Origin of the sequence: Synechococcus sp. L2F, assembly GCF_024345695.1 — a bacterium.
Taxonomy (GTDB): Bacteria; Cyanobacteriota; Cyanobacteriia; order PCC-6307; family Cyanobiaceae; genus MW101C3.
In genome coordinates this window covers 70,885-95,323 of the sequence record NZ_JAGQBP010000004.1, presented here as the reverse complement: position 1 = coordinate 95,323, position 24,439 = coordinate 70,885, and the positions used below count along the sequence as shown (strand labels likewise).

The following is a 24,439-nucleotide window of genomic DNA, read 5'->3' as shown; positions in this document are numbered from 1 at the left end:
GTGAGGGGGCAGCGGCTCAAGTCTTGAGCAGGGAGTGGAGCGGAGCTGGCATCTGGGCACCGTGCTCCTCCACCACCCGGCCGATCTGCAGCAGCAGCCGTTGCTGCAGGTCCCAGGCAGTGGCCATGTCGCCATCGCTGGCGTGGCAGAGCAGCCGCAACTGCAGGCTGGACTCGCCGTAGCCCACGAAATGCACCGCCAGGGTCTTGTCGTGATCGATGGCGGGATCGGCGGCCAGCTGGTGCTGCAGGGCGTTGATGATCACCTCCAGCACAGGGCGATCCTCGTAGCGCACGCCGAAATCGATCCAGATCCTGCGGTTATCGATGCGGGCGATGTTGATCACCGGCTGGGTGGTGAACAGGCCATTGGGAATGAACACCGGTTGCCGCTCGGGATCGCGCAGCTGGGTGTAGAACCAGCCGATCTGAACCACGGTGCCGGTCAGCTCTTCGGAGGGGATGCGGATGACATCCCCCACCACGAAGGGGCGGTTGATGTAAAGGCTGATGCCGCTGAGGGCGTTCTCCACGATCGTCTTGGCGCCGAAGCCGAGGGCCGCCGCCCCGAAGCCGCCGGCGGTGGCGAGCAACGCCGTGGGGGTGCCGAGCAGCCGCAGCAGCTCCAGGGTGACGATCACCGCCACCAGAATCGCGATCAGCTTGTCGGCCAGGTCGAACAGGAACAGGCGGTCGCGCTCTGGCAGGTTCGGGAACACCTGCTTGGAGTAGGTGTCCACCCGGCGCAGCAGCTCCCCCTTGCAGCGCAGCACCGTCCAGACCAGGCCGATCACGATCAGCCCGTCGCGCACCTCCAGCCCGCCGCGCGGCAGCGGCAGCAGCTCGGTGCCGATCAGCGTGGCCACCCACCAGCCCACGCTGGCCAGCAGGATCGTCAGGCAGAGGCTGAGCCGGCTGCGCATCAGCAGGGCCCGGGCCAGGGAATCCCGCCGCATGCGTGTGCCGATCAGCTGCAAGGCCACCCACACCGCCACCGCCAGCAGCAGGCCGGCGATCGGTATCGGGAAGCGGGGGGGCAGCAGGGCAGGCACCGGCATGGCGGCCGTGGTGGCTGCCCGACACCCTACGGATCAGGCTCCGGCGCTTTATGGATCAGGCTCCGGCGCCTCCAGCTCCCAGAGCAGATCGGGACCGCAGCGGCTCAGCTGTTGGCCGGTCCACAGCCGGGCTTCCGCCAGGTCTGCCAGCTCCAGATCACCCAGCGGCGTGCGGGCGGCCGCCCCACCGAGCAGCCGCGGCGCGATCACGGCTGCCAGCCGCTGCACGCAACCCTGCCGCAGGGCGGCGGCCGCCAGGCTGGGCCCGCATTCCCACAGCACCTGGTTGCAGCCGCGTCCAGCCAGGGCCGCCAGCAGCGGCCGGGGTTCGCAGGCGCTCAGCTCCAGCGTTTCCACACCGAGGGCCGCCAGTGCGTCACGGCGCTGCTGCGGTGCCTCAGGGCCATGGGCCACCAGGGTGCGGGCCTGCTGCTGATCCCAGAGCTGCATTGGCCGGCCGGGCAGCTCCAGCTGGCGGCTCAGCACCACCCGCAGCGGTTCGGGCTGGCGCCGGCCGCGGCTGGTGAGCAACGGGTTGTCGGCCCGCACGGTGCCGCCGCCCACGATCACGGCATCGCAGCGGGCCCGCAGACGGTGCACCCAGTCGCGGGCGGGGGGGCCGGTGATCCACTGGCTCTGCCCGCTGGGCAGGGCGGTGCGCCCGTCGAGGCTCATGCCCCACTTGAGCAGGCCCAGCGGCCTGCCGTTGAGCACCCTGTGCACGAAGGCGCGATTGAGTTCCAGGGCCTGCGCCTGACGCACCCCGCCGATCACCTCCACCCCCGCCTGCCGCAGCCGGGCGAGGCCACCGCCCGCCACGCGCGAATCGGGATCCTCCATCGCCACCACCACCCGGCGGATGCCGGCGGCGATCACGGCCTCGCTGCACGGTGGCGTGCGGCCGTGGTGGCAGCACGGCTCCAGGGTCACCAGCAGGGTGCCCCCCCGGGCTCGTGCCCCGGCCTGGGCCAGCGCCCCCACCTCCGCATGCGGCTGCCCGGCGGCGGCATGGAAGCCCTCCCCCACCAGGGTGCCGTCGGCGCTGAGCACCACGGCGCCCACCATCGGGTTCGGGCTGGTGCGGCCCTGGCCGAGGGCGGCCAGTTGCAGCGCCCGGTCCATCCAGGCCAGCCAGGGGCGGTGGCCGGAGTCAGCCGGCACAGCGCTCAAAGGGGCGCGTCCGGCAGCTGCCGCCATTCAGCCACCACGTAGGGAGGAACCAGCAGATCGGTGAATCCGCCGCGCAGCCGCAGACGCAGCGGCCGGTCGCGGTCAAGGTCGGCCAGCAGCGGCGCCAGATCGAATTCGGCCGCGGCCGCCCGGGCATCGGCTGTGAGCTGGGGATTGGCGAGGGTGAGATCGGCGAGCTCCCACTGGAACACCCCGGATCGCACCGCCAGCGGGGTGGGGTGATCGAGGCGCAACTTGCCCGGATAGCCCACGATGCGCAGGCGCAGCGGGCCGCCGGGTGGCCCCTGCCGGTAGCCCACCAGCTGCCAGCTCTGGTCGTCGAGATCCCGCAGGCTCTCGAGGCTGCGCACCACCGGCGTGCCGTTTTCGTCGGGGTGGCTGTGAATCTGGGCGAAGGCCGGTGGCGCCAGGCCGATCAGGCCAGCCAGTGCGCCCAGGGCCAGCAGCAGGGAGAGCGCGAGGGTGAGCGCCCTGGACGGCAAGCCGCTGCTCATGGCTGACGGGCACTGCCCGGAATCGGTTGCCACTGGGTGTGTGTGGCCCACAGAGCCCAGATCGCCATCGCCCGTAGATAGTGGCAGGCGCGGAAGGTGCCTGCGGCGGTGAGGGCTTCGGGGGTGCGGAACTGCAGGCCCCCGTCGTACACCTGCTGCACCACGGCGCCGGTGATCGCCAGAGCGGTGCCGGTCTGCCCCATGAGCCGGTAGTAGGCGGCCAGGCCGAAGTTGATGCCGGTCCACACTTCCAATGGGTGGGTGCCGTTGGGGTCGAGCGGCGTGCCGTCGCGGCGCAGGCCATTGGCCACCCCGAGCTTGCCGCCCTCGAAGCGCTCGAAGCAGGCGTCGCGGATCGCCGTGAGCGAGGACAGCGCGTTGGCGTCGCTCACCACCGGCGGCAGGTTCAGCAGGCGGGCGTAGAAGTCGCCGCAGAGCTGATCGGCCATCACCACCGGCGTGCCGCTGCCGGCATCGATGCGGTAGTACTCGCCGTTCCAGAGCAGCCGGTCGAAGTTCGCCCGCGACTGCTCCAGCCAGTCGCTGAACTGCCGCTGCTCCGCGCTGGTGTCGAGTCCCAGATCCAGCTGCAGCCGCTGCCCCATCGCCAGGGCCGCCTCCAGGGCCGCGATCCAGAGGGCGCCGCAATAGGTGCTCACCCCCTTCAGGGCCCAGTCGTCGAAGGTCTGGTCCGGGGCGCCGCCGTTGTCGGGCAGGCCGTCGTCGTTGATGTCGAAGGTCTTGAGGTACTGCAGGGCCTGCACCGCGGCGGGCCAGCAGTCGGCCAGGAAGCGCAGGTCACTGCCGGTGGGCGCCAGCTGGAAGGTGCGCCACACCTGCAGCACGAAATCACTGGCCAGGTCCTTCCAGAGGTTGCAGTCCTGGTAGGCGGTGTAGTTGGTGGCATCAAAGGGCCGCTCGTTCGGAGCGCCCAGATCGTGGGGCGTGGCCCCCGCCAGCTTGCGGGCCGCCTCCACCCGCCCCTTGCCCTGGGTGAAGTACCAACCGATCGGTCGTGGCGTGGCGTCGGCGGCGGGGATGGCCCTCGCGAAGCTGCGCAGCACCGCCTTGTCGAGCTCGGGCCACAGCTGCAGCAGGGCGAGGGAGCCGTAGAGGCGCACGTCGAGGCTTTCGTACCAGGCGTAATCCAGGCACTCGAGCACCCCGAAGCGGCCCACCGGGTCGGCGGTTGTGGCGGCGGTCCAGAGGCTGCCGCCGCTGGCGAGGTCGTAGAGCTCGTTGAGCAGCGCCATGCGGATCGGCTCGGGCAGGTCGCTGCGCTCCAGCACCGGCTGCTGCCAAGCCTCGATCGCCTCGCGCCACTGGGGCCAGTCGCGCAGGGCCTCGGCGGCGATCGCCGTGGCATTGGTGCCACTCCCACCGAACACATCGGTGTAGCGGCGCAGCGCCTGCTGGCCGCTGGCGAAGGCGGTCACCGGCAGGTCCCAGCTGATCACCACCGGCAGCTCGATCGTGGCCCCGGGCTCCAGCCGCAGCCGCAGGGCGATGGCGGCACTGGCCTGCTCGCCGGCGCTGCTGCGGCGGTCGTTGTCACTGGCGGGAATGGAGCCGTCGCGGGCGAACGGGGCCCAGATCTCGGCGCCGCTGCCGGTGGGATCCCAGCGGCTGCAGCGCAGCACTTCCACGCCGGGCAGGTCGTCGGGCACCGCCACGCACCACTGGCCTTCCCCTTCGGCGATCGGCGTGCTGATCGGCCCCTCCAGCAGCACCCCCTTCAGGCCGGGCTGGTTGATCTGGCGGTTGCGCTGGCCGGCGCCATGGCCGATCGCCGGCACGTAGCTGTGCTCGGGGCTGCCGTCATCACGGAAGGTGACGGCGGCGCTGGGATCGGTGTTGGTGAACCAGCCGGTGGTGTTGCGCCAGCTCACCAGCAGCGAGAGGTCCAGCGGCGCTTCAGTGGGATTGCTGAGCTGCCAGCGGAACACGGCCACCGGGTAGCTGCTGCGCGCGTAGTCGCCCGGCAGGATCGGGCTGAAGGCTTCGCAGCAGACACCGGCACGGAACACGCCGCTGTGCTGGAACCAGCTGAGCGGGTAGCGGGCGGCGTAGGTGCCGGTCTGCTGCTCGGCGCTGCTGGCCGGGTACCACTGCCAGGCAGGCAGGGGGTTCTCGCCGGAGCCCGGCCGGGAGTCGTCCTGCTCCGGCGCCGTGGCCAGCGCCATGGCCAGCGGTGTGGTGCCGTCGCTTTCGAACAGGGCGAACTGGCAGTCGGGCAGGGTGCCGAACCAGTGCTCGCCGCCATCGAGGTGCCAGAGATTCACATGGCCGGCGGAGCTGCGGCCGATGCAGCCGGCGCCGAAGCCGCCCAGCGGCATGCCGTGCCAGGGGCCGTCGTCCAGGTTGCTGGCGTAGCGCACCGTATAGGGCGAGTCCCAGCCCAGGCCGAAGGGCCGCTGCCAGCTGGCCGGCGGCGCCTGCCACCCCCCCTTGCCGCCCCCGCGTCCCAGCAGCGTCTGGAGAGCGGAGAAGCCGAAGCGCGCCATGGTGCTGCACAAGGTGGGGCCAGCTTGTCAGAGCTGGCCGTTGCTGTCCTGGTCGATCAGGGCGTCGAGGGTGACGGCCGAGCGCACCAGGGCCTGGTAGCGGGCCACCACCCGGCGGTTGCGCTCCAGCCACTGGCCGGCCTCGCCCGGGTTGCCGCTGAGGGCGGCCCCATCGCCGTCGAGCAGCTCCAGATCCCCCTGCTGCGCCAGCAGGGCCAGCACCAGTTCGTGGATCCGCTGGCGACGGCTGCGGATCGCGGCATCGGGCGGCTCAGCCATGGCGAAACGGGGGGGCGGTCATCATGGCCGGATTCCCTCGCCGACCTGCCGGCATGAGCAGCGACCCGCAGGCCGGCCGGCGGCAGCAAGGCCCGCCGTTGCAGGTGATCGGCACCGACGCGGGCGGCCTCGCCTCCCTGTCCGCGGCGGCGCTGGAGCTGGTGCGGGGGGCGTCCCTGCTGGCGGCACCGTCCCGGCTGCATCCCGGCCTTGAGGCCCGGCTGGCCGCCTGGGCGACGCAGGCGGCTGCGGCCACTGAAGCTGCCGAGGCCGTCGAGCCCAATGAGGCCATCGAAGCCACCACCCGCCCCGCCCTCGCCTGGAAGCCCCCGCGTCTGCTGGCCAGTGACAAGCCCGAGCCGCTGCTCGCGGCCCTGCAGCAGGCCCTTGCCGCTGGCGAGTCGGTGGTGCTGCTGGCCAGCGGCGATCCGCTCTGGTTCGGCATCGGCCGGTTGCTGCTGCAGCACATTCCGCCGGAGCGCCTGCACTTCCATCCGGCGCCCACCAGCCTGCAGCTGGCCTTCGCGCGCCTGGGCCGCCCCTGGCAGGACGCCGGCTGGGTGAGCCTGCATGGCCGCGAAACGGAACCCCTGGCCAAGCGGCTGCAGCAGCGCCCCGCGGCGCTGGCGGTGCTCACCGACCCCTCGCGTGGCGGCGCCGAGGAGGTGCGCCGCCTGCTGCGGGCCAGCGGCCTGGAGGCCGCCTACAGCCTGTGGCTGGCCGAGCGGCTGGGACATCCGCAGGAGCGGCTGATGCGGCTGGCCCCCACCGCACCCCTGCCCAGTGATCTCGATCCACTGCACCTGGTGCTGCTGATCGCCGAGCCCCCAACCGCTCCCGATCCGGCCGGCCTGCCCCTGTTCGGCCTCGACGACGGCCTCTGGCTGCAGCATCCCGATCGGCCCGGCCTGATGACCAAGCGGGAGGTGCGGATCCAGCTGCTGGCCGACCTGGAGCTGCCGGCCAAGGGCGTGCTCTGGGATCTGGGCGCCGGGGTGGGCTCGATCGGCCTGGAGGCCCTGCGCCTGCGGCCCCAGTTGCAGCTGTGGACGGTGGAGCGGCGCGGCGGCTCCGCGGCGCTGATCCAGGCCAATGCCGAGCGGCTGGGGGTGCGGCCCGCCGGGGTGCTGGAGCTGGAGGCGCTGGCGGCCTGCGCCCCTGGCGAGCACCCCTCCCCCCTGCCCGACCCCGACCGCGTGCTGATCGGCGGTGGCGGCCGCGGCCGCGCCGCACTGCTGGCGGCCGTGCTGCAACGCCTGCGGCCCGGCGGTGTGGTGGTGATTCCGCTGGCCACCGTGGAGGCGCTGGCGGAGCTGCGGCCAGTGCTGGAGCGGGGCCAGCTGGAGGTGGGCGTGAGCCAGCACCAGGCCTGGCGCGGTGCGCCCCTGGCCGAAGGCACCCGCCTGGCGCCGCTCAACCCGGTGCTGGTGCTGAAAGGGCGCCGCTCAGTGGCCGGGGCCTGAGCGCAGCGGTACGGCCTGCAGGCGGCGGCTCCAGGCAAAGGCGGTCGGCAGGGCGGCCAGCGGCAACGGGCCCACTTTCGCCAATCCAATCCTGCGCATCCGCTGAGCTGCTTGCCCCAGCTTTCCCTGATGCAGCCGCTCTGTGCTTAGCGCTCGGTACGCACTGTTCAGAGCTCACCGTTCAGCGACGAAGCGCTCCGTGCTCAGAGATCAGTGCTCAGAGATCAGTGCTTCCTGTTTTCCGTCTGTGGTTGGCCACGCACCGATCAGCGGCCAGCTCCCCGGCCGGGGAGCCAGCGCAGGGGTGCCGGGCTGCCCACCACGATCCCGAGCCGCTGGGCTTCGTGAGCCTGGAGCTCCACCACCCCATCGGCGGGTTCCGCCGGCCCGTAGCTGGGGCATGGCAGGCGTGGACAGGGCGGGACGGCTGCATCGATGGCGATCACCCGCCCCTGGCGCAGGTAGATCAGGTCGAGTGGCTGGGGCACGCGGTGCATCCAGAAGCTCACCGGTGTGGGCGGATCAAAGCGAAACCACATGCCCCGCAACGGGCCGAGCGGGGGCCGCTCCATCAACCCCAGGGCCATCTGGCGCACGCTGCGCGGCATCTCCAGCTGAATGCAGCCAGCAGGCCTGGCGGGATGCTCCAGACACCATTCCGCTTCCAGCGGCAGAAACTGCGGGGGCCCCTGCGCAGTGGATGCCCCGCCGGCCGCAGCGGCCCCTATGGCCCCAACCGGCCCGACCACCGCCGCCAGCACGCCCAGCCCCATCACCCGGAGCAAGTCCCCCCGCCCGACTACTCGTACGGGACCACTGAGGGCCGGCAAGGCTGCGGGCCTCTGACCGCTGGTGCGCAGGGGGGTGGGTGTCATGGCGCCGGCTTGCCGCTGGGAAGCTGACGATCGCAGAGGCAGTAGCCCCGCCCCCGCACCGTATGGATCAAGCGGCGCTCACCACCCTCCTCCAGCTTCTGGCGCAGGTAGCGCACATACACCTCCACCACGTTGCTGGCAGCTTCGGTCTGGTCGTCCCAGGCTTCCCGCAGGATCTGCTCGCGGCTCAGCACCTCGCCCGCCTGGCGCACCAGCAGCACCAGCAGCCGGTATTCACGGCCCGTGAGGGTGAGCACGCGGTTGCCGCGCTGGACGCGTTTGAGGGTGGGGTCGAGCCGCAGATCGGCCACCTCCAGCACGGCCTTGATCGGCAGGGGTTGCACGCGCCGCTGCAGGATCAGCCGCAGCCGCGTCAGCAGATCGCTGGCACCGGCCGACGACAGCCAGAAATCATTGGCACCGGCGCTGAGGCACTCGGAGCGGCCCTCCACGCTGTCCTCGACGATGTCGAGCAGCAGGGGCACCTGCTCCATCGTGAGCCGCAGGGCAGGAATGCTGAGAGCGCCGATCTCCCCAGACAGCAGCACCGCGGCGGCGGGCTCGGGCAGGGAGCCCGCCAGGGCGGTGCGGTAACCGGAGGCTTCCAGCCGCGGCGCCATCGCTTCGGCCTCCGGGCCGATCAGCAGGATCAACGGCTGGCTCACGCCCGCTCATCCCCGGTCTCCGGGCGCGGGCCGCCGCCGCCGTGCTCATGGCTGTCGGGTTTGGCCACATGGGGCAGGCCCCAGCCCAGCTTGTTGCGCAGCACCTGGAAGAACTCGTGGTCGTGCAGCCGCACGAAGCGGGCCGTATGTTCACTGCGGCGGATCAGCACCCGGTCTTCCGGCCACACGTAGCAGCCGGCACTGCCGTCCACCACCATCATCAGCCGCTCGGGCGTGGCGGGGAACACGGTCACCGGCTCCCGGTCGCTGAAGACCAGGGCGCGGGACGCCAATGAATGGGGCGCGATCGGGGTGAGCTGCAGCACCGGGCAGTCGGGGGTGATCACCGGACCGCCGGCGGAGAGGGCATAGGCGGTGGAGCCCGTGGGGGTCGAGAGAATCACCCCGTCGGCGGAGATGTCCACCGGCACGTGGCGGCCGATGGCGATCTCGAAGTGGCACATGCTGGTGAGCGGCTCCCGGTGCAGGGCCATTTCGTTGAGGCAGAGCACCTCCCAGCGGCGATGCTCCCCCCGCATCACGCTCACCACCAGCATGGTGCGCTCCTCCACCGTCCATTTGCCCTGCAGCAGCTGGTCGATGGCGGCATCGAGCTCGTTGAGGTAGGCCTCGGCCAGGAAGCCCATGTGGCCGGTGTTGATCGTCAGGATCGGCACCCCGATCGGGGCCGTCTGGCGGGCGGCGGAGAGCACGGTGCCATCCCCGCCGAGCACCACCGCCAGTTGCATTGCCCCATGAAAACTGGACGGCACGCAGGCGGCGTAGCCGAGGCTGCGCAGGTGCGTGTCGGGGTTGGCGAAGCCCACCATGCCGCCGGAACTGCTCACCCGCACCACGCTGTTGCCGGCGGCGATGAAGCGCGCCTCAATCGCATCGGCGGTGCGGACGGCCACAGCCTTGCCGTCGTTGACGATCAGTCCGACGCAGGGCACCGATCGCGCGCAGGGGTTTCGAGAGTTTATGAGGGGGGTCCGGCTCTCAGTGGTGGTGCTGGTGTGGGGATCCTGGCGGGCGCTCCGCAGGGTCAGAACTGTTCGAGGAAGCGCAGATCGCTGGTGTAGAGGCGGCGGATGTCATCGATGCCGTGGCGCACCATGCAGAAGCGCTCCACCCCCAGTCCGGCGGCGAAGCCACTCCAGCGCTCGGGGTCCAGTCCCAGCCCCTCCAGCACCGCCGGATCAACCATCCCGCAGCCCATCACCTCCAGCCAGCGGCCGCGCCACTGCACGTCCACCTCGGCGGAGGGTTCGGTGAAGGGGAAGTAGCTGGCGCGGAACCGCACCGGCAGGTCGCCGAAGAAGGCCTGCAGAAAGGTGGTGACCGTGCCGCGCAGGTGGCTGAAATCCAGCCCTTCGTCGATCGCCAGCACTTCCACCTGGTGAAACACCGGCGAATGGGTGGCATCCACTGCATCCCGTCGGTACACGCGCCCCGGCGCCACGATCCGCACCGGCGGTGGGTTCTGCTCCAGATGGCGGATCTGCACCGGTGAGGTGTGGGTGCGCAGCAGGGTGCTGGTCGTCAGATAAAAGGTGTCCTGCATGTCCCGCGCCGGGTGGTGGGGCGGGATGTTGAGCGCGGTGAAGTTGTAGTGGTCGGTCTCCACCTCCGGGCCTTCCTCCACCCGGTAGCCGAGACCGGCGAAGATGTCGACGATCTCCTCGGTGGTGGTGATCAGTGGATGGCGGTGGCCGGCGGGCACGTAGCGGCTCGGTGCGGTCACATCGAGGCTTTCGCCCCGCAGCTTCTCGGCCATGGCGGCCTCGCGCAGCGCCTCCAGCCGCTCGCCCAGCAGGGCCTGCAGTTGCTCCTTGAGCCGGTTGGCCCGTTGTCCCACCAGCGGCCGCTCCTCGGCCGAGAGCTTGCCCATGGCGCCGAGCACCGCCGAAAGCCGCCCTTTCTTGCCCAGCAGCGCCACCCGCAACTGCTCCAGGTCGGCGGCGACGGGAGCTGCCCGCACCTCGGCGGCCGCTTCTGCCTCAAGGGCATCGAGTTGATCGGTGAGCTGCTGGAGGGTGATCGTGGCGCTCACGGAGGGGTGGCGTAGCGGCTCGACTGTACGGATCCGGGCCGCCTAGGTTGCCGCCAGGCTGGATCCCTCCACCTCTGCCGCCGCTGTGCTCGCGCCGATGCATCCCCTCCGCATCCTGATCAGCAACGACGACGGGGTGTTCGCCGAGGGCATCCGCACCCTGGCGAATGCCGCCGCCGCCCGGGGGCATCGGGTCACGGTGGTCTGCCCCGACCAGGAACGCTCCGCCACCGGCCACGGCCTCACGCTGCAGACCCCGCTGCGGGCGGAACGGGCCGATGCCCTGTTCGCCGAAGGGGTGGTGGCCTGGGCCTGCAGCGGCACCCCTTCCGATTGCGTGAAGCTGGCCCTGGGCCGCCTGTTGGCGGAACCGCCCGATCTGGTGCTCTCCGGCATCAACCACGGCCCCAACCTGGGCAGCGATGTCTTTTATTCCGGCACGGTGTCGGCGGCGATGGAGGGCACCCTGGAGGGCCTCAAGGCGCTGGCGGTGAGCAGCGCCTGCTTCGACTGGCGCGAGTTCGGCCCGGCGGCCGGGCTGGCGCTGGAGGTGGCCGAGCAGATGCTCGCCGGTGGCTGGCCCGAAGGCCTGCTGCTGAACCTGAACGTGCCGGCCCAGCCCGCCGCTGCGATCGGCCCGGTGCGCTGGTGCCGCCCGGCGGTGCGCCGCTACGTGGATCAGTTCGATTGCCGCACCGATCCCCGCGGCCGCGCCTATTACTGGCTCGCTGGTGAGGTGGTCAACGATCTGGAGGCGGCCACCGCCGGCCCGCGCGACTGGCCCACGGATGTGGAGCAGGTGCACAGCGGTGGTGCGGCGCTCACGCCGCTGCAGCCGGAACTGTTCTGGCGCGGGGCGCTGTCGCAACTTGCGGCACTCGATCCCCTGCTGGTGCGGGGGTCCCTTTCAGCCGGGCCGCTCTGACGGCAGCGGCCTGTAGACCCGCTGCAGCAGCCACAGGCTGAGCAGCAGGCCCACCAGATGGGCGAACAGCACCTGGGTGTTGCTCAGCACCGAGAGCATCTCGATCGAGGTGATCGGCAGACCCATCACGTTGCCGCCCGCGCCGCCGGGGGTCGTGATCTGGGCGCCGAAGAAGCCGGGCACCTGCATGGAGGCCTGCACGAACAGGCTGCCGGCCAGGGCCTGGTAGCCCACCGCCGCCAGGGTGAGGCCAAGCAGATCGCCCAGCACGCTGCGCTTGATCAGCCGGCCGGTTTCGCCGCGGCTGGGCCGCACCGGGCTGGCCAGGGCGCGGCCGCAGCGCACCATCAGCCAGCCCTGCCAGAGGCTCCAGAGCAGCACGAAAAACGACAGCGTCGTGAGCGACAGCCCGGGGCCCAGCCCCAGGGCCCGCTGGGTGTTGGCCATCAGCCGGGTGCCGATGTTGTTGAAGATCAGCACCCCCACCACCACCACGGACAGCACCACCTGGGTCCAGAAACGGATCCAGGCCATGCGACGCACCGCCGCGGAAACCAGCTGGAGATCGAGGCGATCGGCCATCGGCGGCGCTTGCGTGGGGAAGGGCGAATGGCAACAAACTTGGCATGGCCGGCCACCCGTGCTGCGAGGCCCTGACCGCCAGGCCACAGCGCCCGGCGCCGCGTGGAAGGATGGACCCCCGCGGGAACCGTCTGGACAGTTGATACCGCTGCGATCTCCCCAGGATGCCCTGACCCCCACCGCCGTCGCCCTTGGGAGCTTCGACGGCCTGCACCAGGGTCACCAACGGGTCATTGCCTCGATCGCTGCCGCCCCCACCGCTGGCCTGGTGCCCACGGTGGTGAGCTTCTGGCCCCATCCCCGCGAGCTGCTGCATGGCGAGCCCCGCCTGCGCCTCGATCTGCCCAGCGAGCAGCTCTCGCTGCTTCAACCCTTCGGCATCCGCCAGCTGGTGATGGTGTCCTTCACCCGCGAGCTCGCCTGCTTCACACCGCAGGAGTTCGTCGAACGGGTTCTGGTGGGGGCGCTGCAGTGCCGTGAGGTGGCAGTGGGAGAGAATTTCCGCTTCGGCGTGAACCGCTGCGGTGATGCGGCTGCCCTCGTCGCGATCGGCGCCCAGCACGGCCTGAAGGTGTCGGTGCTGCCGATGCTGTGGGATGGCAGCGAGCGGGTGAGCAGCAGCCGCATCCGCAGGGCCCTGGCCGCTGGCCGGATCGATGAGGCCGGGCGGCTGCTGGAGCGTCCCTACCGGTTCAGCGGCACTGTGGGGCGCGGGCGCCGGCTGGGCCGCACGCTCGGCTGGCCCACGGCCAACCTGGCGGTGGACGGGCGCAAGTTCCTGCCGCTGGAGGGGGTGTATGCCGCCCTGGCCTGGACCCAGGGTGGCGGCCCTATGGCGGCGGTGATGAATCTGGGGCCGCAGCCCACGGTGGACCCCCTGGCGCCCTCGGCGGTGGAGGTGCACCTGCTGGATCGCCAGATCGAGCTGGAGGGGCGCGTGCTGGAAGTGCAGCCGCTGGCCTTGCTGCGTTGCCAGCAGCGGTTCGAGAGCCTGGAGGACCTCAAGGCCCAGATCGGCCGGGATGCCGAGCAGGCCCGCGCCTTGATGCCCGAGCGCATGCTTGAAGCGGCGGTGGCCAGCTCAGGCGGCGGGATAGGCGTTCGTGAGGCCCCAGCTGATGAAGGCCGCGATGCCGCCCAGCAGCAGAATCCCTGAAACCAGCACCCACATCGGGCTGTCGCCGCCGCCGGAATTCATGGGCTCTGAGAATGGTCCTCCACCCTAACGAGCCCATTCCGTCCCGTCCCCACATTCCCGCCGCGCCATCCCGGCGCGGTCCGCCCGCCTGCCACCTGGCTGGCTCACCTCCACGCCGTCTCATTGCTTCACAGGCCCGCCGCCACGCGGCCTCACCGTTGCCTGCCTCAACCCTTCCCCTGCTCCGATGGACGTTCCTTTCTCTGCCTCCGGTCCGCAGCTGGCGGAGCCGGCCGTGCTGCGCCTGCTGGACGCCAACCTCGACCGGGCCCGGGAGGGGCTGCGGGTGATCGAAGACTGGTGCCGCTTCGGCCTCGGCCGCGACGACCTGGTGGCCCGCAGCAAGGACATGCGCCAGCGTCTCGGCCGGCGCCATCAGGACATCTATAAGCAGGCGCGCCACAGCGCCACCGATCCGGCGGCGGGCCTGGCCCATCCGGCCCAGCAGCAGCGGCTTGGCTCCGCGGCAGTGCTGGGGGCCAATGCCGCCCGGGTGCAGGAAGCCCTGCGGGTGCTCGAGGAATTCGGCCGCAGCAGCGATCCGGAGCTGGCGGCGGAGGCCTCAGCGCTGCGCTATCTCGCCTACGACCTGGAAGTGGCCGTGCTCCAGGCCACGGCGGGCCTGGGCCACCGGCGCCAGCAGCTGGCCTCCTGCCGGCTGTATCTGATCACCAGCCCCTGCCAGACCCTTGAAGCTCTCGAAACCACGGTGGCGGCGGCCCTGGAGACGGGGGTCCGTCTGGTGCAGTACCGGGCCAAGCAGGCCGATGACAGCCAGCGCTTCGCCGAAGCCACCGCCCTGCGCCGGCACTGCGCTCGCCATGGTGCCCTGTTCCTGGTGAACGACCGGGTGGATCTGGCCCTGGCGGTGGACGCCGATGGCGTGCACCTGGGCCAGGGGGATCTGCCGCCGGCGATCGCCCGTCGCCTGCTCGGGCCGGAGCGTCTGATCGGCCGCAGCACCCACTGCATCGAGCAGCTGCGCCAGGCCGTGACCGATGGCTGTGACTACGTGGGGGTGGGGCCCGTGCATGCCACGCCCACCAAGCCTGGCCGCGCGCCGGTGGGGTTCGCCTATCTCAGTGAGGCTGCGGCGGAGAGCCCGCTGCCTTTCTTCGCCATCGGCGGCATCGAGGCCGCCACGCTCGCGCCGGTGCTGGCGGCCGGCGCCCGGGGGGTGGCGGTGGTGCGCGCGATCATGGAGGCCGCCGATCCGGCGGCGGCCAGCCGCGAGCTTCTGGCCGCCCTGCCACCACTTCACTCAGCACCATTTCCCTCACCACCCCTGCCCTGAACTCCGTCGCCTCCACCACCTCTTCGCCCTTCCGCTGCCGTGACCCTCTCTCTGAAACTCAACGGTGAGGCCCGCCAGTGCCAGGCAGGTCTCAGCCTGCAGGAGGCGCTGAAGCACTTCGGCTACGAGCCCCGCCTGGTGGTGGTCGAGTTCAACGGCACGGTGCTGGCCCGGCGGCATTGGCCGGAGCAGCCCCTCAACGATGGCGACGTTCTGGAAGTCGTCACCATCGTGGGGGGTGGTTCCTAGATTCGAGCCATTCGCAGCGGCAACTGACGTGTCCTCTCCCCAAGCCACCGGCCGTGCCAGCGCGGGGCGCCTGCGCCTGTCGGCCTGGCTGGTGCTGCCGTTCCTGCTCAGCACCCTGGTGATGTTCGCTGCGCCGCAGCCGAGCCAGGCCGCCAGCGGTGGCCGCATCGGCGGCGGCAGTTTCCGTTCCGCCCCCTCCATGCCGCGTAACTTCAGCGGCGGTGGTGGCGGGAGCTTCGGGGGTGGCGGCTACCGGGGCGGCGGTGGCGGCTTCGGCGGCGGCATCGGCTTCCCCTTCCTGATCCCGATCTTCGGCTTCGGCGGCGGCGGCTTGTTCGGCTTCCTGGTCCTAATGGCGATCGTGGGCGTGATCGCCAACACCCTGCGCGGTGGAGGTGGCGGCGCGCTGACCGGCGGCAATGGCGGCGGGGCGATGGTCGCTCCCCGCGCTGACGGCCCCGTGGCAGTGGCTCAGCTGCAGATGGGCCTGCTCGCCACGGCCCGCGATCTGCAGAGCGATCTGCGCCGCCTGGCGGCACAGGCGGACACCGGCAGCAGCGCCGGCCTCCAGCGGGTGCTGCAGGAAACCACCCTCTCGTTGCTGCGCAACCCCGATCTCTGGGTGTACGCCAACGTGGAAGTGGGTCAGGTGCCCTTTCCCAGCGCCGAAACCACCTTCAACCGCCTCTCGATGACAGAGCGCAGCAAGCTGCGCCGCGAGGTCACCTCCAATGTGGGCGGCAAGCGCTTCCAGGATGCCGCCGCGCCGGTGGGCAACGCCGATGCCACCAGCGATTTCATCGCCATCACCCTGCTGGTGGCCAGCCGCGGCCGCATCCCGATCAAATCTGCCAGCACCGCCGACGACCTCCGCAACGCGCTTGGCGTGCTGGGAGCTGTGAGCTCCACTGATCTGCTGGCCCTCGAAGTGATCTGGCAGCCCGAAGGCGAGGGCGAAGTGCTCAGCACCGAGGAACTGCTTACCGCCTACCCACAGCTGCAGCACCTCTGAGCCTCAGCCACGGCTGCACGCGCCACACAGCCATAGCCGTTCAACCCCTGCAAAGGCCAAGCAACGGCTGCAGCCGCTCGATCCCATCAGTTGAACCGGCTGTCGGCCACAGCCGGTTCAACTGATTGAGCTGGCAACCCGCTCAGTGATCGCCCTGTTCATTTGCGTTGAGGATGCGCAGAGCGGCCATGGCGGCGCCGTAGCCGTTGTCGATGTTCACCACGGCAAGCCCTGGCGCGCAGCTGGCGAGCATGCCGTGCAGCGCCGCCATGCCGCCGGCACTCACGCCGTAGCCCACCGACACCGGCACGGCAATCACCGGCTGGGGCAACAGCCCGGCCACCACGGTGGGCAGGGCCCCTTCCATGCCGGCGCACACGATCAACACGCGGGCACGCCGCAGCCGCTCCAGCTTGCCGAGCAGGCGCTGCAGTCCCGCCACGCCCACGTCCACCACCAGGTCGTGGGCAATGCCGTGGCAGCGCAGGGCCAGGCCCGCCTCCTGGGCCACGGCCAGATCGCTGCTGCCGGCGCACACCACCGCCACCGACGGCGTGGCAGCCACCGGCGGCTCGCTGCTGCCCTCCTGCAGGCCGAGCGTCAGGCAGCGGGCGATCGGGTGATAGGCCAGAGCCCGCTCTGCCGGTAGCGGCGGCAGCGCCTCTCGGCAGAGAACGGCAACAGCGGCAGCCTTCTCGTCACTCACGCGCGTCACCAGAACGGTCTGGGCGGTCTGGGCCAGCCGCAGCAGGATGGCGGCGATCTGTGTAGCGCTCTTGTCCTGGCCCCAGATCGCTTCCGTCATCCCCAGCCGCAGCGGACGCTCCAGATCGAGCTCGGCCACCCCAGCAATCAGGCCGGGCCCCGGGTTGTGCTGAGACGCGATCTCGGGGTCGTTGTGAGGAGGGATCGGCCCGGTGCCGAAGGTGTTCATGGTTGCGGCAGCAGTTCGGCGCTGCCCAGCAGCGCAAAGGGGTTGTCTGCGGTGGTGGGCAGAGCCAGACAGCGGCGTGCCTCCGCCTCGAAGCGTTGCTGGGGCTCCGCCAGGCTGGTTTCTGCAAGGCCATGCCAGTCGGACGCCCGCCGCCAGCGGATCAGCAGGACGCCTTCCGTGTCGCGGGCGTTCCAGAACAGCTCCCGGCCCGCGAAACCCTGCTGCCGCTCCAACCAGGGCCCCCACCCCACCGCTTCAGCCTGCAACCAGCAGTTGCGCTGCTCTGCCGGCACCCGCAACCGCAAGAGCTCGATGGCTCCAGCTCCGATGCCCACGTCGGCCCTGGCTGCCACGTCTGCGCCAGCTTCCAGGCCTGAGCCGGCAGCGCCCGGCGCGGCAAGAGCCATGCCCGGTTGTAGCCCAGGCGCCACCAGCAGGGCCAGCCCCAGGCAGAGCGCCAGCCACCAACCCTTCATGGTTTCTGCAGCAGGGCGACGGCATGGCAGGCGATGCCCTCCTGACGGCCGGTAGGCCCCAGACCTTCGTTGGTGGTGGCTTTCACCCCCACCTGTTCCGGCTCCACCGCCAGCCGTGCGGCGATGGCGGCGCGCATGGCCTCGATGTGGGGCTTGAGCTTGGGCTGCTCCGCCACCACCACCGCATCCACGTTCACCACCTGCCAGCCCTGCTCGCGCACCAGCTCCATCACCCGCTCAAGCAGCAGCAGGCTGTCGGCGCCTTTCCAGCGCGCGTCCTCCGGCGGGAAATGGCGGCCGATGTCGCCGAGGCTGAGGGCGCCCAGCAGGGCATCCATCAGCGCGTGCACCAGCACGTCGGCGTCGCTGTGGCCATCGAGGCCGAGCGGATGGTCGAGCCGGATGCCCCCGAGGATCAGGGGCCGTCCGCTTACCAGCCGGTGGATGTCGTAGCCGTTGCCGATGCGCAGCTGCATGCCGAAGCCGTGAGGCGAAGCGGAGCCATCATGGGCATTCTCCCGGCGCGGACGCGTCGTCCGCGCCGCCTCCCTGCTCCAGCCAGCGCTGGTAGAGATCGGGGCGGCGCTCGCGGGTGCGCTGCAGTTGCTGCGCGTGGCGCCAGCTGGCGATCACCGCGTGGTGGCCGTTGCGCAGCACCTGGGGCACCTCCATGCCGCGAAAGCTGGCCGGGCGGGTGTACTGGGGATGCTCCAGCAGCAGGGCGCTGTGGCTTTCGTCGTCGAGCGAGGCGGCGGTGCCCACCGTGCCGGGCAGCAGCCGCACCACCCCATTGATCACGGTCATCGCCGGCAGCTCCCCGCCAGTGAGCACGAAGTCGCCGATCGACACCTCCGCATCGGCCAGGCTGCGGATGCGCTCGTCGAAGCCCTCGTAGTGGCCGCAGAGCAGCACCAGCTGGTCGCAGCTGGTGGCCCAGTGGCGCAGGTGGGCCTGCCGCAGAGGCTGGCCCTGCGGGCTCATCAGCAACACCGTGCGGCGCTCCAGTTGCGGGATCGCCTCGAAGGCGGCGAAGACCGGCTCGGGTTTGAGCACCATGCCCGCACCACCGCCGTAGGGCACATCGTCCACCTTGCGGTAGCGGTCGGTGGCGAAATCGCGGGGGTTGTGGGTGTGCAGGCTGGCCCGACCGGCGGCGAACGAGCGGCCGATCACCCCGAGCCCGCGCAGGGGCTCGAAGGCCTCCGGCACCAGCGTCACCACATCGATCCGCAGGCCGCTCACGGTGCTCAGGAGGCGCTCACGCGGCGAATCTCGCTGCAGAAACTGGCCACCGCGGCACTGCCATCGGCGCGGTGCTCCACGCTGCTGCGCAGGCGCAGGTTGGGCTTGGTGAACCAGATCCGTTCCCGCACCAGGCCCTCACGGCGCTGAAGTTCCAGTTCCAGGCTTCCGTCAGGCCAGAGTTGCCAGCGACCGATCGTTCCGTCGACGCCCCGCAGGCCGCCGTCACCGTCAAAGCCGAGCGTGCTGCGGATGCCCTCCGGGGCATTCACCTGCAGGCCGCCCAGATCGCCTGCGGCACCTGCCTCCAGCAGGGTCACCTCCACCTCCCCCCGCTCGCTCAAGGGAGCGGCGCCGTCGTCTGGGTTGCTGCTGGCGCTGCCGGCCAGCGTGCTGCGCAGACCCATCCAGCGGCCGGCGCAGAGCTGCAGGAAGGCGGGCAGATCCGCCGGTGGGAACGCTGGGCTCGGGCCGGTCATGGCGGCAGTGGGCGGGCGGTGCGCCCATCCTGAAGCACGGCTCAGGGCCCAGCGGCAACGGCAGGGGCCAGCGCGCCGCCGGGCGGCTGGCGCGGCCAGCCTTCACTCCTCCCGGTAGCCCAGCTCCGCCAGCCGCGCCGGGTTGCGGCGCCAGTTCGGCACCACCTTCACGAACAGCTCGAGGTACACGGGCCCGTCGAACACCTTCTGCATCTGGACGCGGGCGCCGCTGCCGATGTCCCGCAGCATGGTTCCGCCCTTGCCGATCAGGATGCCTTTCTGGCTGGAGCGCTCCACCACCACCGTGGCGAGCACGGCCGTTCGCTTGCCGTCTTCCACGATCCGCTCCACCTGGACCGCCACCGAGTGGGGCACCTCCTCGCGGGTGAGGGTCAACACCTGCTCGCGGATCAGTTCGGCGAGCAGCAACTGCTCCGGCTGGTCGCTGATGGTGTCGGCCGGGTAGAGCGCCGGGCCCAGCGGCAGCCGTGCCGTGAGGGCCGCCACCAGCGCCTCGCAGCCCTCGCCACTGGTGGCGCTGCACGGGAAGAGCTCGGCGAAGGGGGCGAGGGCTTCACGGGCGCCTGCGCCGCTGGTGGCGTCAGCAGGGGCACCACCGGGCTCGTCGCCGCGGAAGCCGGTGGTTCCTCGGTCGTTCAGCAGGGCGTCATAGCTGCGTTGCAGGGCGGTGGCTTCCGCCGGATCCACCAGGTCCCATTTGTTCAGGGCCACCAGCACAGGCCTGCGGCTCTGGCGCAGCAGCTCCACGATGAAGCCGTCGCCGCGGCCGGCCGGCTGGCTGCCGTCCACCAACAGCAGCACCACGTCCACGTCGCCGATGGCGGAGCGGGCGCTGCGCACCAGCCGTTCCCCCAGCAGGTGATGGGGCTTGTGGATGCCGGGAGTGTCCAGCAGCACCAGCTGGGCGGCGGGAGTGGTGAGGATCGCCCGTAGCCGGTTGCGGGTGGTCTGGGCCACGGGGGAGGTGATCGCCACCTTCTCCCCCACCAGCTGGTTGAGCAGCGTCGATTTGCCGACGTTGGGCCGGCCCACCAGGGCCACGAACCCGGAGCGGAAGTCGGGCGGGTGGCTCGCCGGTAGGAGCGGAGAATGCATACCTTCAACAGTGTCATCCCAAGGGCCGTCGATGTCTGCCTCCACCCCGGCTTCACTCGGTGCGGGAGCCGGAAGCCCCGCTGCTGTTCCCAGCTTTCCGCAGGCCATGGAGATCACGGCCCAATGGCTGGGCTTGTGGGAGAACGGTGAGCTGAGCGACGAAGTGCTGGCTGATCGGGTGGGGGAGCTGGTGCAGAGCCGCGATGGCGCCAGGGGGTTCTTCGTGGTGGCGCTGGCCGGCGATTCCCCCCTGATGGACCGCCTGCCCGATGGCCTGGTGTGGCAGTTACGCCAGGCAGGCGCCGGTGTGGTGGATCTCACCGCCCGCAACCTGGCGATGAGCAGGGCGATGGCCTTGCACCATCAGCGCCAGGACGATGGGGCCATGCAGGCCAGTTCCGAGCGGGTGCACCAGCGGTGTGTGGAGTTGCTGCGCCTGCTGGACCCCAGGGCTGTGAAGGAGCGGCTGGAAACGCTGCTGGAGGCCACGGCAGGCCGTGGTAACGACGTGGCTTTCCTGGAGCGCTGGGGCTACGACGCCGAGCAGCGTGCCGCGATCGCGGCGGCGATCAAGGAAGTGGCAGAGCCCGCTTGAGAGGGAATGGCTGGTTGCAAGCGCATGGGCCGGCAGTTGGTTGGTGAGCTTGATCCCTCACCGCACCATCGCCGCCACGTTGCCGCCGTCGACGGTGAGCACGGCGCCGGTGGTGCGATCCAGGCGGGCCAGGGCCACGAAGGCCTCGGCCACATCGGCGGCGGTCACTTCCTGGCCCAGCAGGTTGCCGCCCATGTAGGCGGCCTCGCTGACGCCGCGGGCGACGGAGCGCGCGCGGATCATGGCGTCGTCGAGCAGGCCGGAGCGGATGCGATCAGCATTGATGGCATTGGCACGGATGCACTCCGTACCCCCCTCGAGCGCGTATTGGCGCATCAGCGCCAGCAGGGCCGCTTTGGCGATGCCGTAGGCACCGAAGTTCGGGCCGGGATTGAGGGCCTGCTTGGAGACGTTGAACAGCAACTGGCCGCCCAGCGGGGAGGGATCGGGAGCAGCTGAGGTGAGGCCTGCGCCGTCCTGGGCGCGGAACACGGCGACAGCGGCCTGGGCCACGTGCTGGTGGGCGAAAAGGTTGAGCTCGAAGCTGGCACGCAGATCGGCGTCTTCAAGGGTGGCGATCGGGCCGGTCCAGGCGGCGCCGGCATTGGACACCACCAGATCGAGGCCACCGAAGCGGGTCACCAGCTGATCGATGGCCGCGCGCACCTGCGCCGGTGCGGTGACATCGGCATTGAGCGCCAGCGCCCGCTTGCCGCAGCTGGCGGCCACGGCGGCAGCCCCCTCGGCGTCACGATCGAGCACGGCCACCTCAGCACCGACGACAGCGAAAGCTCGGGCGATCGCCGCGCCGATGCCACCCGCTCCACCGGTGACCAGCACCACGTGCCGGGCCAGGGGCAGCTCCTTGCCCTTGCCGAGCTTGGCCTGCTCCAGGCTCCAGTACTCCATGTCGAAGGTGTCGTCCTCACCGACGGGCTGAAAGCGGCCCAGCGCCTCGGCGGCCAGCAGCGTCTGGGCCCAGGCCTCGGCGATGTCGGCGGTGACGGCGGCCGCCGCCGCACTGGCGCCCACTCCCACCAGGCCAAGGCCGGGGATGGCGATCACGCGCGGCAGGGGATCCAGCGGCGTCTTGTGGCCGCCCACGCGGCTGTTCTGGCGGTGCACGTAGGCCTGATAGTCGTCCACATAGGCCTGCATCGCCGCTTCCAGTTGCACCGCCCAGGACTGCAGGGCCGGCCCGGCCTCGGGACCCTCTGCCGGCGGCGCCGGCGGCAGCACCAACGGTTGGGCCTTGGTGCGGATCACATGGTCGGGGGTGGCTACTCCCCGCCCGGCCCAGTCGCCAAGGCGCTGGTCGTTGGCCACCGCCAGGGAGTTGGCGGTCTGCCGCAGATCCAGCAGCCAGCGGCGCGCACAGCCCTGACGCTCGGCGGCCCGGCTCAGGGCCCCACGCACCAGCGGCAGCAACGCCGCCGCAGGTGCCGGGCGGCTCGGCAGGGCGCATGGCTGAAACAGGCGCTCGCTGTGGCTGAGGGCGCGCTCGGCCTCCTCCACCAGCGCAATCATCCGCTCGTAGCTCTGCTTGGCCGTGGCCCCGAAGGAAAACAGCCCGTGCTGGAGCAGCACCATCCCCTCCAGCTCCTGGCCGCGGGCGGCGGCGGCCTCGGCGGCCGCCTCATAGGCCTCGGCGGCGGCCTTGGCCAGCGCGAAGCCGGGCATCACGTAGGGAACGATCGCCACCCGCTCGCCATAGACCCGGCGGCACACCGCCTCGGCGTCGGGCTGATCGGCCAGCGCCAGCAGCGCCACCGCATGGGTGTGATCGATGAAGGCGTGGGGCAGGAAGGCATGCAGCAGGGCCTCCACCGAGGGGTTGGGCGCCGCCGGATCGATCAGGTGGCGCCGCTGGGCCGCCACCATGTCCTCGTCGCTGAGGGACGGCAGCGCGCGCAGCCGCAGCAGCGGCTCCAGCTGCACGGCCGGGTGGCCCGGCGGCTCGATCGTGGCCAGATCCCAGCCGCTGCCCTTGACGCACAACACGGAGATGGTGTCGCCGAGCAGGTCGGTGACGCTCGTTTTCAGCGAGGTGTTGCCGCCGCCGTGCAGCACCAGTTCCGGGTCGGCGCCCAGCAGGCGGGCGGAGTAGGTGCGCAGGGCCAGCGCCTCGCTCACGCCCCGGGCGCCGTAGTGGGCCACAGCCGCCTGCGCATCGGCGTCGGACCAGCGGTTGAGCACGGCCATGGGACGGGAAGGAGCTTGGGGGAGACTACGGGGAGCCACCCTGCAGGGCCTGCCCGTGTCGTCCCACTGCCGCCGCAGGCCCCCGCTCACCCCGCAGCAGAAAGGCAGGGGGTGGGCGGCAGCGGCGTTGCTGCCGGTGGTGCCACTGGTGCTGCTGGCCATGGCGGCGCCCGGCCCGGCCCAGCAGCCGAACCCGCCCCAGATTCCCCGCGACGGCTGGAAGGACTGCGAGTACAACGGCAAGCCCCTGGCCTGCGTGGATGAGCAGATCCCCGGCGGCCTGAAGATCCGCTGGAAGGACGGCCTGTCGATGACCTACCGGGAGGTGTCCGGCAAGGGCAAGGACCCCAGCGGCAGCGACCTGCTGCGCGACCGGCTGGGGGGCCTCTGGCGCCGGGAGCTCTACGTGCAGGGCAACATCTCGCTCACCAACGACGCCAACGGCAACCGGATCTTCGTGCCGCTGCGCTTCCCCTGCAAACCGCCCCTGAAGGGGGAGGTGGGCTACTGCCGCTACTGACCCCGCCGCCATGAGAGCGATTCTCGCCACCCCTGCCCTGGTGGACACGGAGCTGCCGGAGCCCGTGCCCGGCCCCCACGACCTGCTGGTGCGGATCGAGGCGGTGGCGGTGAACCCGATCGACACCAAGTTGCGGGCAGCCGTGGGCCCCGGCGCGGCTCCGAAGCAGCTGGGCTGGGATGGTGCCGGGGTGGTGAGCGCGGTGGGGGAGCGGGTGCGCCGCTTCCGGGTGGGGGATCCGGTGATGTTCGCCGGCGATGCGGGCAGGGCCGGCTGCAACGCCGAAGCCGTGCTGGTGGACGAGCGCCTGGTGGGCCGCAAACCGACCCGGCTCTCCTGGGCCGAGGCGGCCAGCGTGCCGCTGACGGGGCTGACGGCCTGGGAGTCCCTGTTCGAGCGCCTCGGGCTGGATCCGGATGGCGGCGGTGGCGGGAGCGCCAAGGACGCCAGCCTGCTGATCCTCGGCGGCGCCGGCGGGGTGGGCTCGATTGCCATCCAGCTGGCCCGCCGGGCCGGGGTGGTGGTGATCGCCAGCGCCTCGCGCCCCGAGAGCACCGCCTGGGTGCAGGAGCTGGGGGCCCACCACGTCGTCGACCACCACCGGCCCCTGGCTCCCCAGCTGGCCGCCCTGGGCTTCGAGGCGGTGGATCGGATCGCCAACTTCAGCGACACTGACGCCTACTGGGAGGTGATGGCCGAGCTCATCGCCCCGCTGGGGTCGATCGTGGCGATCGTGGGCAACCGCCACCCCCTCGACCTCAACCGGCTCAAGGCCAAGAGCGTGACCTTCGCCTGGGAGTTCATGTTCAGCCGCTCCCAGTTCCAGACCGCCGACATGGGACGGCAGGGGGAGATCCTGGATCGCCTCGCCGCGCTGTTCGAGGCCGGCGAGCTGCGCCCCACCCTGGGCCGCACCCTCAGCCCCATCAACGCCGCCAACCTGGAGCTTGCCCACGCCCAGCTGACCTCCGGGAGCACGATCGGCAAGATCGCCCTGGAGGGCTGGGGCTGAGCGCCTTGGGCGCACGGCGCAC

The 24,439-nt window shown here is 71.2% G+C and carries 26 protein-coding genes; 9 read left to right on the top strand and 17 right to left on the bottom strand.

Translation table 11 applies throughout. The features are described 5' to 3' along the window. Positions 1-16: 16 nt before the first annotated feature. The 5 genes from KBZ19_RS11555 to KBZ19_RS11535 are packed head-to-tail and all read right to left on the bottom strand — an operon-like array spanning position 17 to position 5,525. Positions 17-1,057, bottom strand: coding sequence for a mechanosensitive ion channel family protein (locus KBZ19_RS11555; RefSeq protein ID WP_255101038.1), 1,041 nt, complete (start codon positions 1,055-1,057; stop codon positions 17-19). 48 nt (positions 1,058-1,105) lie between these two features. Continuing rightward, positions 1,106-2,179, bottom strand: coding sequence for a bifunctional diaminohydroxyphosphoribosylaminopyrimidine deaminase/5-amino-6-(5-phosphoribosylamino)uracil reductase RibD (gene ribD, locus KBZ19_RS11550; RefSeq protein ID WP_255101146.1), 1,074 nt, complete (start codon positions 2,177-2,179; stop codon positions 1,106-1,108). A gap of 44 nt (positions 2,180-2,223) precedes the next feature. Further along, positions 2,224-2,742 (bottom strand): DUF3122 domain-containing protein, encoded by a 519-nt coding sequence (locus tag KBZ19_RS11545; RefSeq protein WP_094512628.1) that lies wholly within the window; start codon positions 2,740-2,742, stop codon positions 2,224-2,226. Beyond that, positions 2,739-5,246, bottom strand: a complete 2,508-nt coding sequence (locus KBZ19_RS11540) for a GH116 family glycosyl hydrolase (protein WP_255101037.1) — start codon at positions 5,244-5,246, stop codon at positions 2,739-2,741. The genes KBZ19_RS11545 and KBZ19_RS11540 overlap by 4 nt, the downstream gene beginning before the upstream one ends. A gap of 27 nt (positions 5,247-5,273) precedes the next feature. Beyond that, a complete protein-coding gene (locus tag KBZ19_RS11535) occupies positions 5,274-5,525 on the bottom strand; it encodes a hypothetical protein (RefSeq protein ID WP_094512626.1) in 252 nt (83 codons plus the stop codon). 53 nt (positions 5,526-5,578) lie between these two features. Here KBZ19_RS11535 and cbiE point away from each other — a divergent pair, with 53 nt between their 5' ends. Continuing rightward, the gene (gene cbiE, locus KBZ19_RS11530) at positions 5,579-6,988 is read left to right on the top strand and encodes a precorrin-6y C5,15-methyltransferase (decarboxylating) subunit CbiE (RefSeq protein WP_255101036.1); all 1,410 of its coding nucleotides are present in this window, start codon (positions 5,579-5,581) and stop codon (positions 6,986-6,988) included. 266 nt (positions 6,989-7,254) lie between these two features. On the opposite strand, the gene KBZ19_RS11525 is transcribed toward cbiE, so the two are convergent. The 4 genes from KBZ19_RS11525 to pheS form a co-directional block, all read right to left on the bottom strand. Next, positions 7,255-7,863, bottom strand: coding sequence for a DUF192 domain-containing protein (locus KBZ19_RS11525; RefSeq protein ID WP_315856355.1), 609 nt, complete (start codon positions 7,861-7,863; stop codon positions 7,255-7,257). Next, complete coding sequence (locus tag KBZ19_RS11520) at positions 7,860-8,528, bottom strand: response regulator transcription factor (RefSeq protein WP_094512624.1); 669 nt, start codon at positions 8,526-8,528, stop codon at positions 7,860-7,862. The genes KBZ19_RS11525 and KBZ19_RS11520 overlap by 4 nt, the downstream gene beginning before the upstream one ends. Then, positions 8,525-9,481 (bottom strand): NAD(+) kinase, encoded by a 957-nt coding sequence (locus tag KBZ19_RS11515; RefSeq protein ID WP_255101035.1) that lies wholly within the window; start codon positions 9,479-9,481, stop codon positions 8,525-8,527. Before KBZ19_RS11515 ends, KBZ19_RS11520 begins: the two co-directional genes overlap by 4 nt. Before the next feature lie 92 nt (positions 9,482-9,573). Continuing rightward, positions 9,574-10,581 (bottom strand): phenylalanine--tRNA ligase subunit alpha, encoded by a 1,008-nt coding sequence (gene pheS / locus KBZ19_RS11510; protein WP_255101034.1) that lies wholly within the window; start codon positions 10,579-10,581, stop codon positions 9,574-9,576. A 97-nt stretch (positions 10,582-10,678) separates the two neighbouring features. Between pheS and surE the strand changes: the two genes are divergently transcribed. Further along, positions 10,679-11,506, top strand: coding sequence for a 5'/3'-nucleotidase SurE (gene surE / locus KBZ19_RS11505; protein ID WP_255101033.1), 828 nt, complete (start codon positions 10,679-10,681; stop codon positions 11,504-11,506). On the opposite strand, the gene KBZ19_RS11500 is transcribed toward surE, so the two are convergent. Continuing rightward, the gene (locus tag KBZ19_RS11500; protein WP_094512620.1) at positions 11,489-12,088 is read right to left on the bottom strand and encodes a DUF3611 family protein; all 600 of its coding nucleotides are present in this window, start codon (positions 12,086-12,088) and stop codon (positions 11,489-11,491) included. The genes surE and KBZ19_RS11500 overlap by 18 nt on opposite strands. Positions 12,089-12,227: 139 nt before the next feature. Here KBZ19_RS11500 and ribF point away from each other — a divergent pair, with 139 nt between their 5' ends. The 4 genes from ribF (at position 12,228) to KBZ19_RS11480 (ending at position 15,841) form a co-directional block, all read left to right on the top strand. Continuing rightward, on the top strand, positions 12,228-13,244 hold the full coding sequence (gene ribF / locus KBZ19_RS11495; RefSeq protein WP_094512619.1) for a riboflavin biosynthesis protein RibF: 1,017 nt from the start codon (positions 12,228-12,230) through the stop codon (positions 13,242-13,244). Positions 13,245-13,473: 229 nt separating this feature from the next. Then, positions 13,474-14,580, top strand: a complete 1,107-nt coding sequence (locus tag KBZ19_RS11490) for a thiamine phosphate synthase (RefSeq protein ID WP_255101032.1) — start codon at positions 13,474-13,476, stop codon at positions 14,578-14,580. Positions 14,581-14,619: 39 nt separating this feature from the next. Continuing rightward, positions 14,620-14,829, top strand: coding sequence for a sulfur carrier protein ThiS (gene thiS / locus KBZ19_RS11485; RefSeq protein WP_094512617.1), 210 nt, complete (start codon positions 14,620-14,622; stop codon positions 14,827-14,829). Positions 14,830-14,857: 28 nt separating this feature from the next. Continuing rightward, complete coding sequence (locus KBZ19_RS11480; RefSeq protein ID WP_369803013.1) at positions 14,858-15,841, top strand: DUF1517 domain-containing protein; 984 nt, start codon at positions 14,858-14,860, stop codon at positions 15,839-15,841. Between the two features lie 142 nt (positions 15,842-15,983). On the opposite strand, the gene larB is transcribed toward KBZ19_RS11480, so the two are convergent. From larB to era, 6 genes are all read right to left on the bottom strand, one after another. After that, positions 15,984-16,775, bottom strand: a complete 792-nt coding sequence (gene larB / locus KBZ19_RS11475) for a nickel pincer cofactor biosynthesis protein LarB (protein WP_094512615.1) — start codon at positions 16,773-16,775, stop codon at positions 15,984-15,986. Beyond that, on the bottom strand, positions 16,772-17,251 hold the full coding sequence (locus KBZ19_RS11470) for a TIGR03792 family protein (RefSeq protein WP_255101031.1): 480 nt from the start codon (positions 17,249-17,251) through the stop codon (positions 16,772-16,774). The genes larB and KBZ19_RS11470 overlap by 4 nt, the downstream gene beginning before the upstream one ends. Beyond that, on the bottom strand, positions 17,248-17,727 hold the full coding sequence (ispF, locus tag KBZ19_RS11465; protein WP_094512614.1) for a 2-C-methyl-D-erythritol 2,4-cyclodiphosphate synthase: 480 nt from the start codon (positions 17,725-17,727) through the stop codon (positions 17,248-17,250). The genes KBZ19_RS11470 and ispF overlap by 4 nt, the downstream gene beginning before the upstream one ends. A 28-nt stretch (positions 17,728-17,755) precedes the next feature. Continuing rightward, positions 17,756-18,484 carry a tRNA (guanosine(37)-N1)-methyltransferase TrmD gene (gene trmD / locus KBZ19_RS11460; protein ID WP_094512793.1) on the bottom strand — a complete coding sequence of 243 codons (729 nt, stop codon included), beginning with the start codon at positions 18,482-18,484 and terminating at the stop codon, positions 17,756-17,758. A 14-nt stretch (positions 18,485-18,498) separates the two neighbouring features. Next, a complete protein-coding gene (locus KBZ19_RS11455; RefSeq protein ID WP_094512613.1) occupies positions 18,499-18,972 on the bottom strand; it encodes a phycobiliprotein lyase in 474 nt (157 codons plus the stop codon). Between the two features lie 102 nt (positions 18,973-19,074). Next, positions 19,075-20,088, bottom strand: coding sequence for a GTPase Era (era, locus tag KBZ19_RS11450; RefSeq protein ID WP_255101030.1), 1,014 nt, complete (start codon positions 20,086-20,088; stop codon positions 19,075-19,077). A 31-nt stretch (positions 20,089-20,119) separates the two neighbouring features. On the opposite strand from era, the gene KBZ19_RS11445 reads away from it, so the two are divergent. Then, on the top strand, positions 20,120-20,683 hold the full coding sequence (locus KBZ19_RS11445; RefSeq protein WP_255101029.1) for a hypothetical protein: 564 nt from the start codon (positions 20,120-20,122) through the stop codon (positions 20,681-20,683). Between the two features lie 57 nt (positions 20,684-20,740). Here KBZ19_RS11445 and KBZ19_RS11440 read toward each other — a convergent pair whose 3' ends face one another. Continuing rightward, positions 20,741-22,885: a bifunctional aldolase/short-chain dehydrogenase gene (locus KBZ19_RS11440; protein WP_255101028.1), complete on the bottom strand. Its 2,145-nt coding sequence runs from the start codon at positions 22,883-22,885 to the stop codon at positions 20,741-20,743. Positions 22,886-22,940: 55 nt separating this feature from the next. Between KBZ19_RS11440 and KBZ19_RS11435 the strand changes: the two genes are divergently transcribed. Further along, positions 22,941-23,405, top strand: a complete 465-nt coding sequence (locus KBZ19_RS11435) for a hypothetical protein (protein WP_255101027.1) — start codon at positions 22,941-22,943, stop codon at positions 23,403-23,405. 10 nt (positions 23,406-23,415) lie between these two features. Then, positions 23,416-24,417, top strand: a complete 1,002-nt coding sequence (locus tag KBZ19_RS11430) for a zinc-binding alcohol dehydrogenase family protein (protein WP_255101026.1) — start codon at positions 23,416-23,418, stop codon at positions 24,415-24,417. Positions 24,418-24,439 lie beyond the last annotated feature (22 nt).

Bases quoted from the DNA above. Each gene is read 5' to 3' on its own strand.
- KBZ19_RS11555 (WP_255101038.1), bottom strand. From the start codon at position 1,057: ATGCCGGTGCCTGCCCTGCTGCCCCCCCGCTTCCCGATACCGATCGCC.
- ribD (WP_255101146.1), bottom strand. From the start codon at position 2,179: ATGGACCGGGCGCTGCAACTGGCCGCCCTCGGCCAGGGCCGCACCAGC.
- KBZ19_RS11545 (WP_094512628.1), bottom strand. From the start codon at position 2,742: ATGAGCAGCGGCTTGCCGTCCAGGGCGCTCACCCTCGCGCTCTCCCTG.
- KBZ19_RS11540 (WP_255101037.1), bottom strand. From the start codon at position 5,246: ATGGCGCGCTTCGGCTTCTCCGCTCTCCAGACGCTGCTGGGACGCGGG.
- KBZ19_RS11535 (WP_094512626.1), bottom strand. From the start codon at position 5,525: ATGGCTGAGCCGCCCGATGCCGCGATCCGCAGCCGTCGCCAGCGGATC.
- cbiE (WP_255101036.1), top strand. From the start codon at position 5,579: ATGAGCAGCGACCCGCAGGCCGGCCGGCGGCAGCAAGGCCCGCCGTTG.
- KBZ19_RS11525 (WP_315856355.1), bottom strand. From the start codon at position 7,863: ATGACACCCACCCCCCTGCGCACCAGCGGTCAGAGGCCCGCAGCCTTG.
- surE (WP_255101033.1), top strand. From the start codon at position 10,679: ATGCATCCCCTCCGCATCCTGATCAGCAACGACGACGGGGTGTTCGCC.
- KBZ19_RS11500 (WP_094512620.1), bottom strand. From the start codon at position 12,088: ATGGCCGATCGCCTCGATCTCCAGCTGGTTTCCGCGGCGGTGCGTCGC.
- KBZ19_RS11490 (WP_255101032.1), top strand. From the start codon at position 13,474: ATGGACGTTCCTTTCTCTGCCTCCGGTCCGCAGCTGGCGGAGCCGGCC.
- larB (WP_094512615.1), bottom strand. From the start codon at position 16,775: ATGAACACCTTCGGCACCGGGCCGATCCCTCCTCACAACGACCCCGAG.
- KBZ19_RS11470 (WP_255101031.1), bottom strand. From the start codon at position 17,251: ATGAAGGGTTGGTGGCTGGCGCTCTGCCTGGGGCTGGCCCTGCTGGTG.
- ispF (WP_094512614.1), bottom strand. From the start codon at position 17,727: ATGCAGCTGCGCATCGGCAACGGCTACGACATCCACCGGCTGGTAAGC.
- KBZ19_RS11455 (WP_094512613.1), bottom strand. From the start codon at position 18,972: ATGACCGGCCCGAGCCCAGCGTTCCCACCGGCGGATCTGCCCGCCTTC.
- era (WP_255101030.1), bottom strand. From the start codon at position 20,088: ATGCATTCTCCGCTCCTACCGGCGAGCCACCCGCCCGACTTCCGCTCC.
- KBZ19_RS11445 (WP_255101029.1), top strand. From the start codon at position 20,120: ATGTCTGCCTCCACCCCGGCTTCACTCGGTGCGGGAGCCGGAAGCCCC.
- KBZ19_RS11440 (WP_255101028.1), bottom strand. From the start codon at position 22,885: ATGGCCGTGCTCAACCGCTGGTCCGACGCCGATGCGCAGGCGGCTGTG.
- KBZ19_RS11430 (WP_255101026.1), top strand. From the start codon at position 23,416: ATGAGAGCGATTCTCGCCACCCCTGCCCTGGTGGACACGGAGCTGCCG.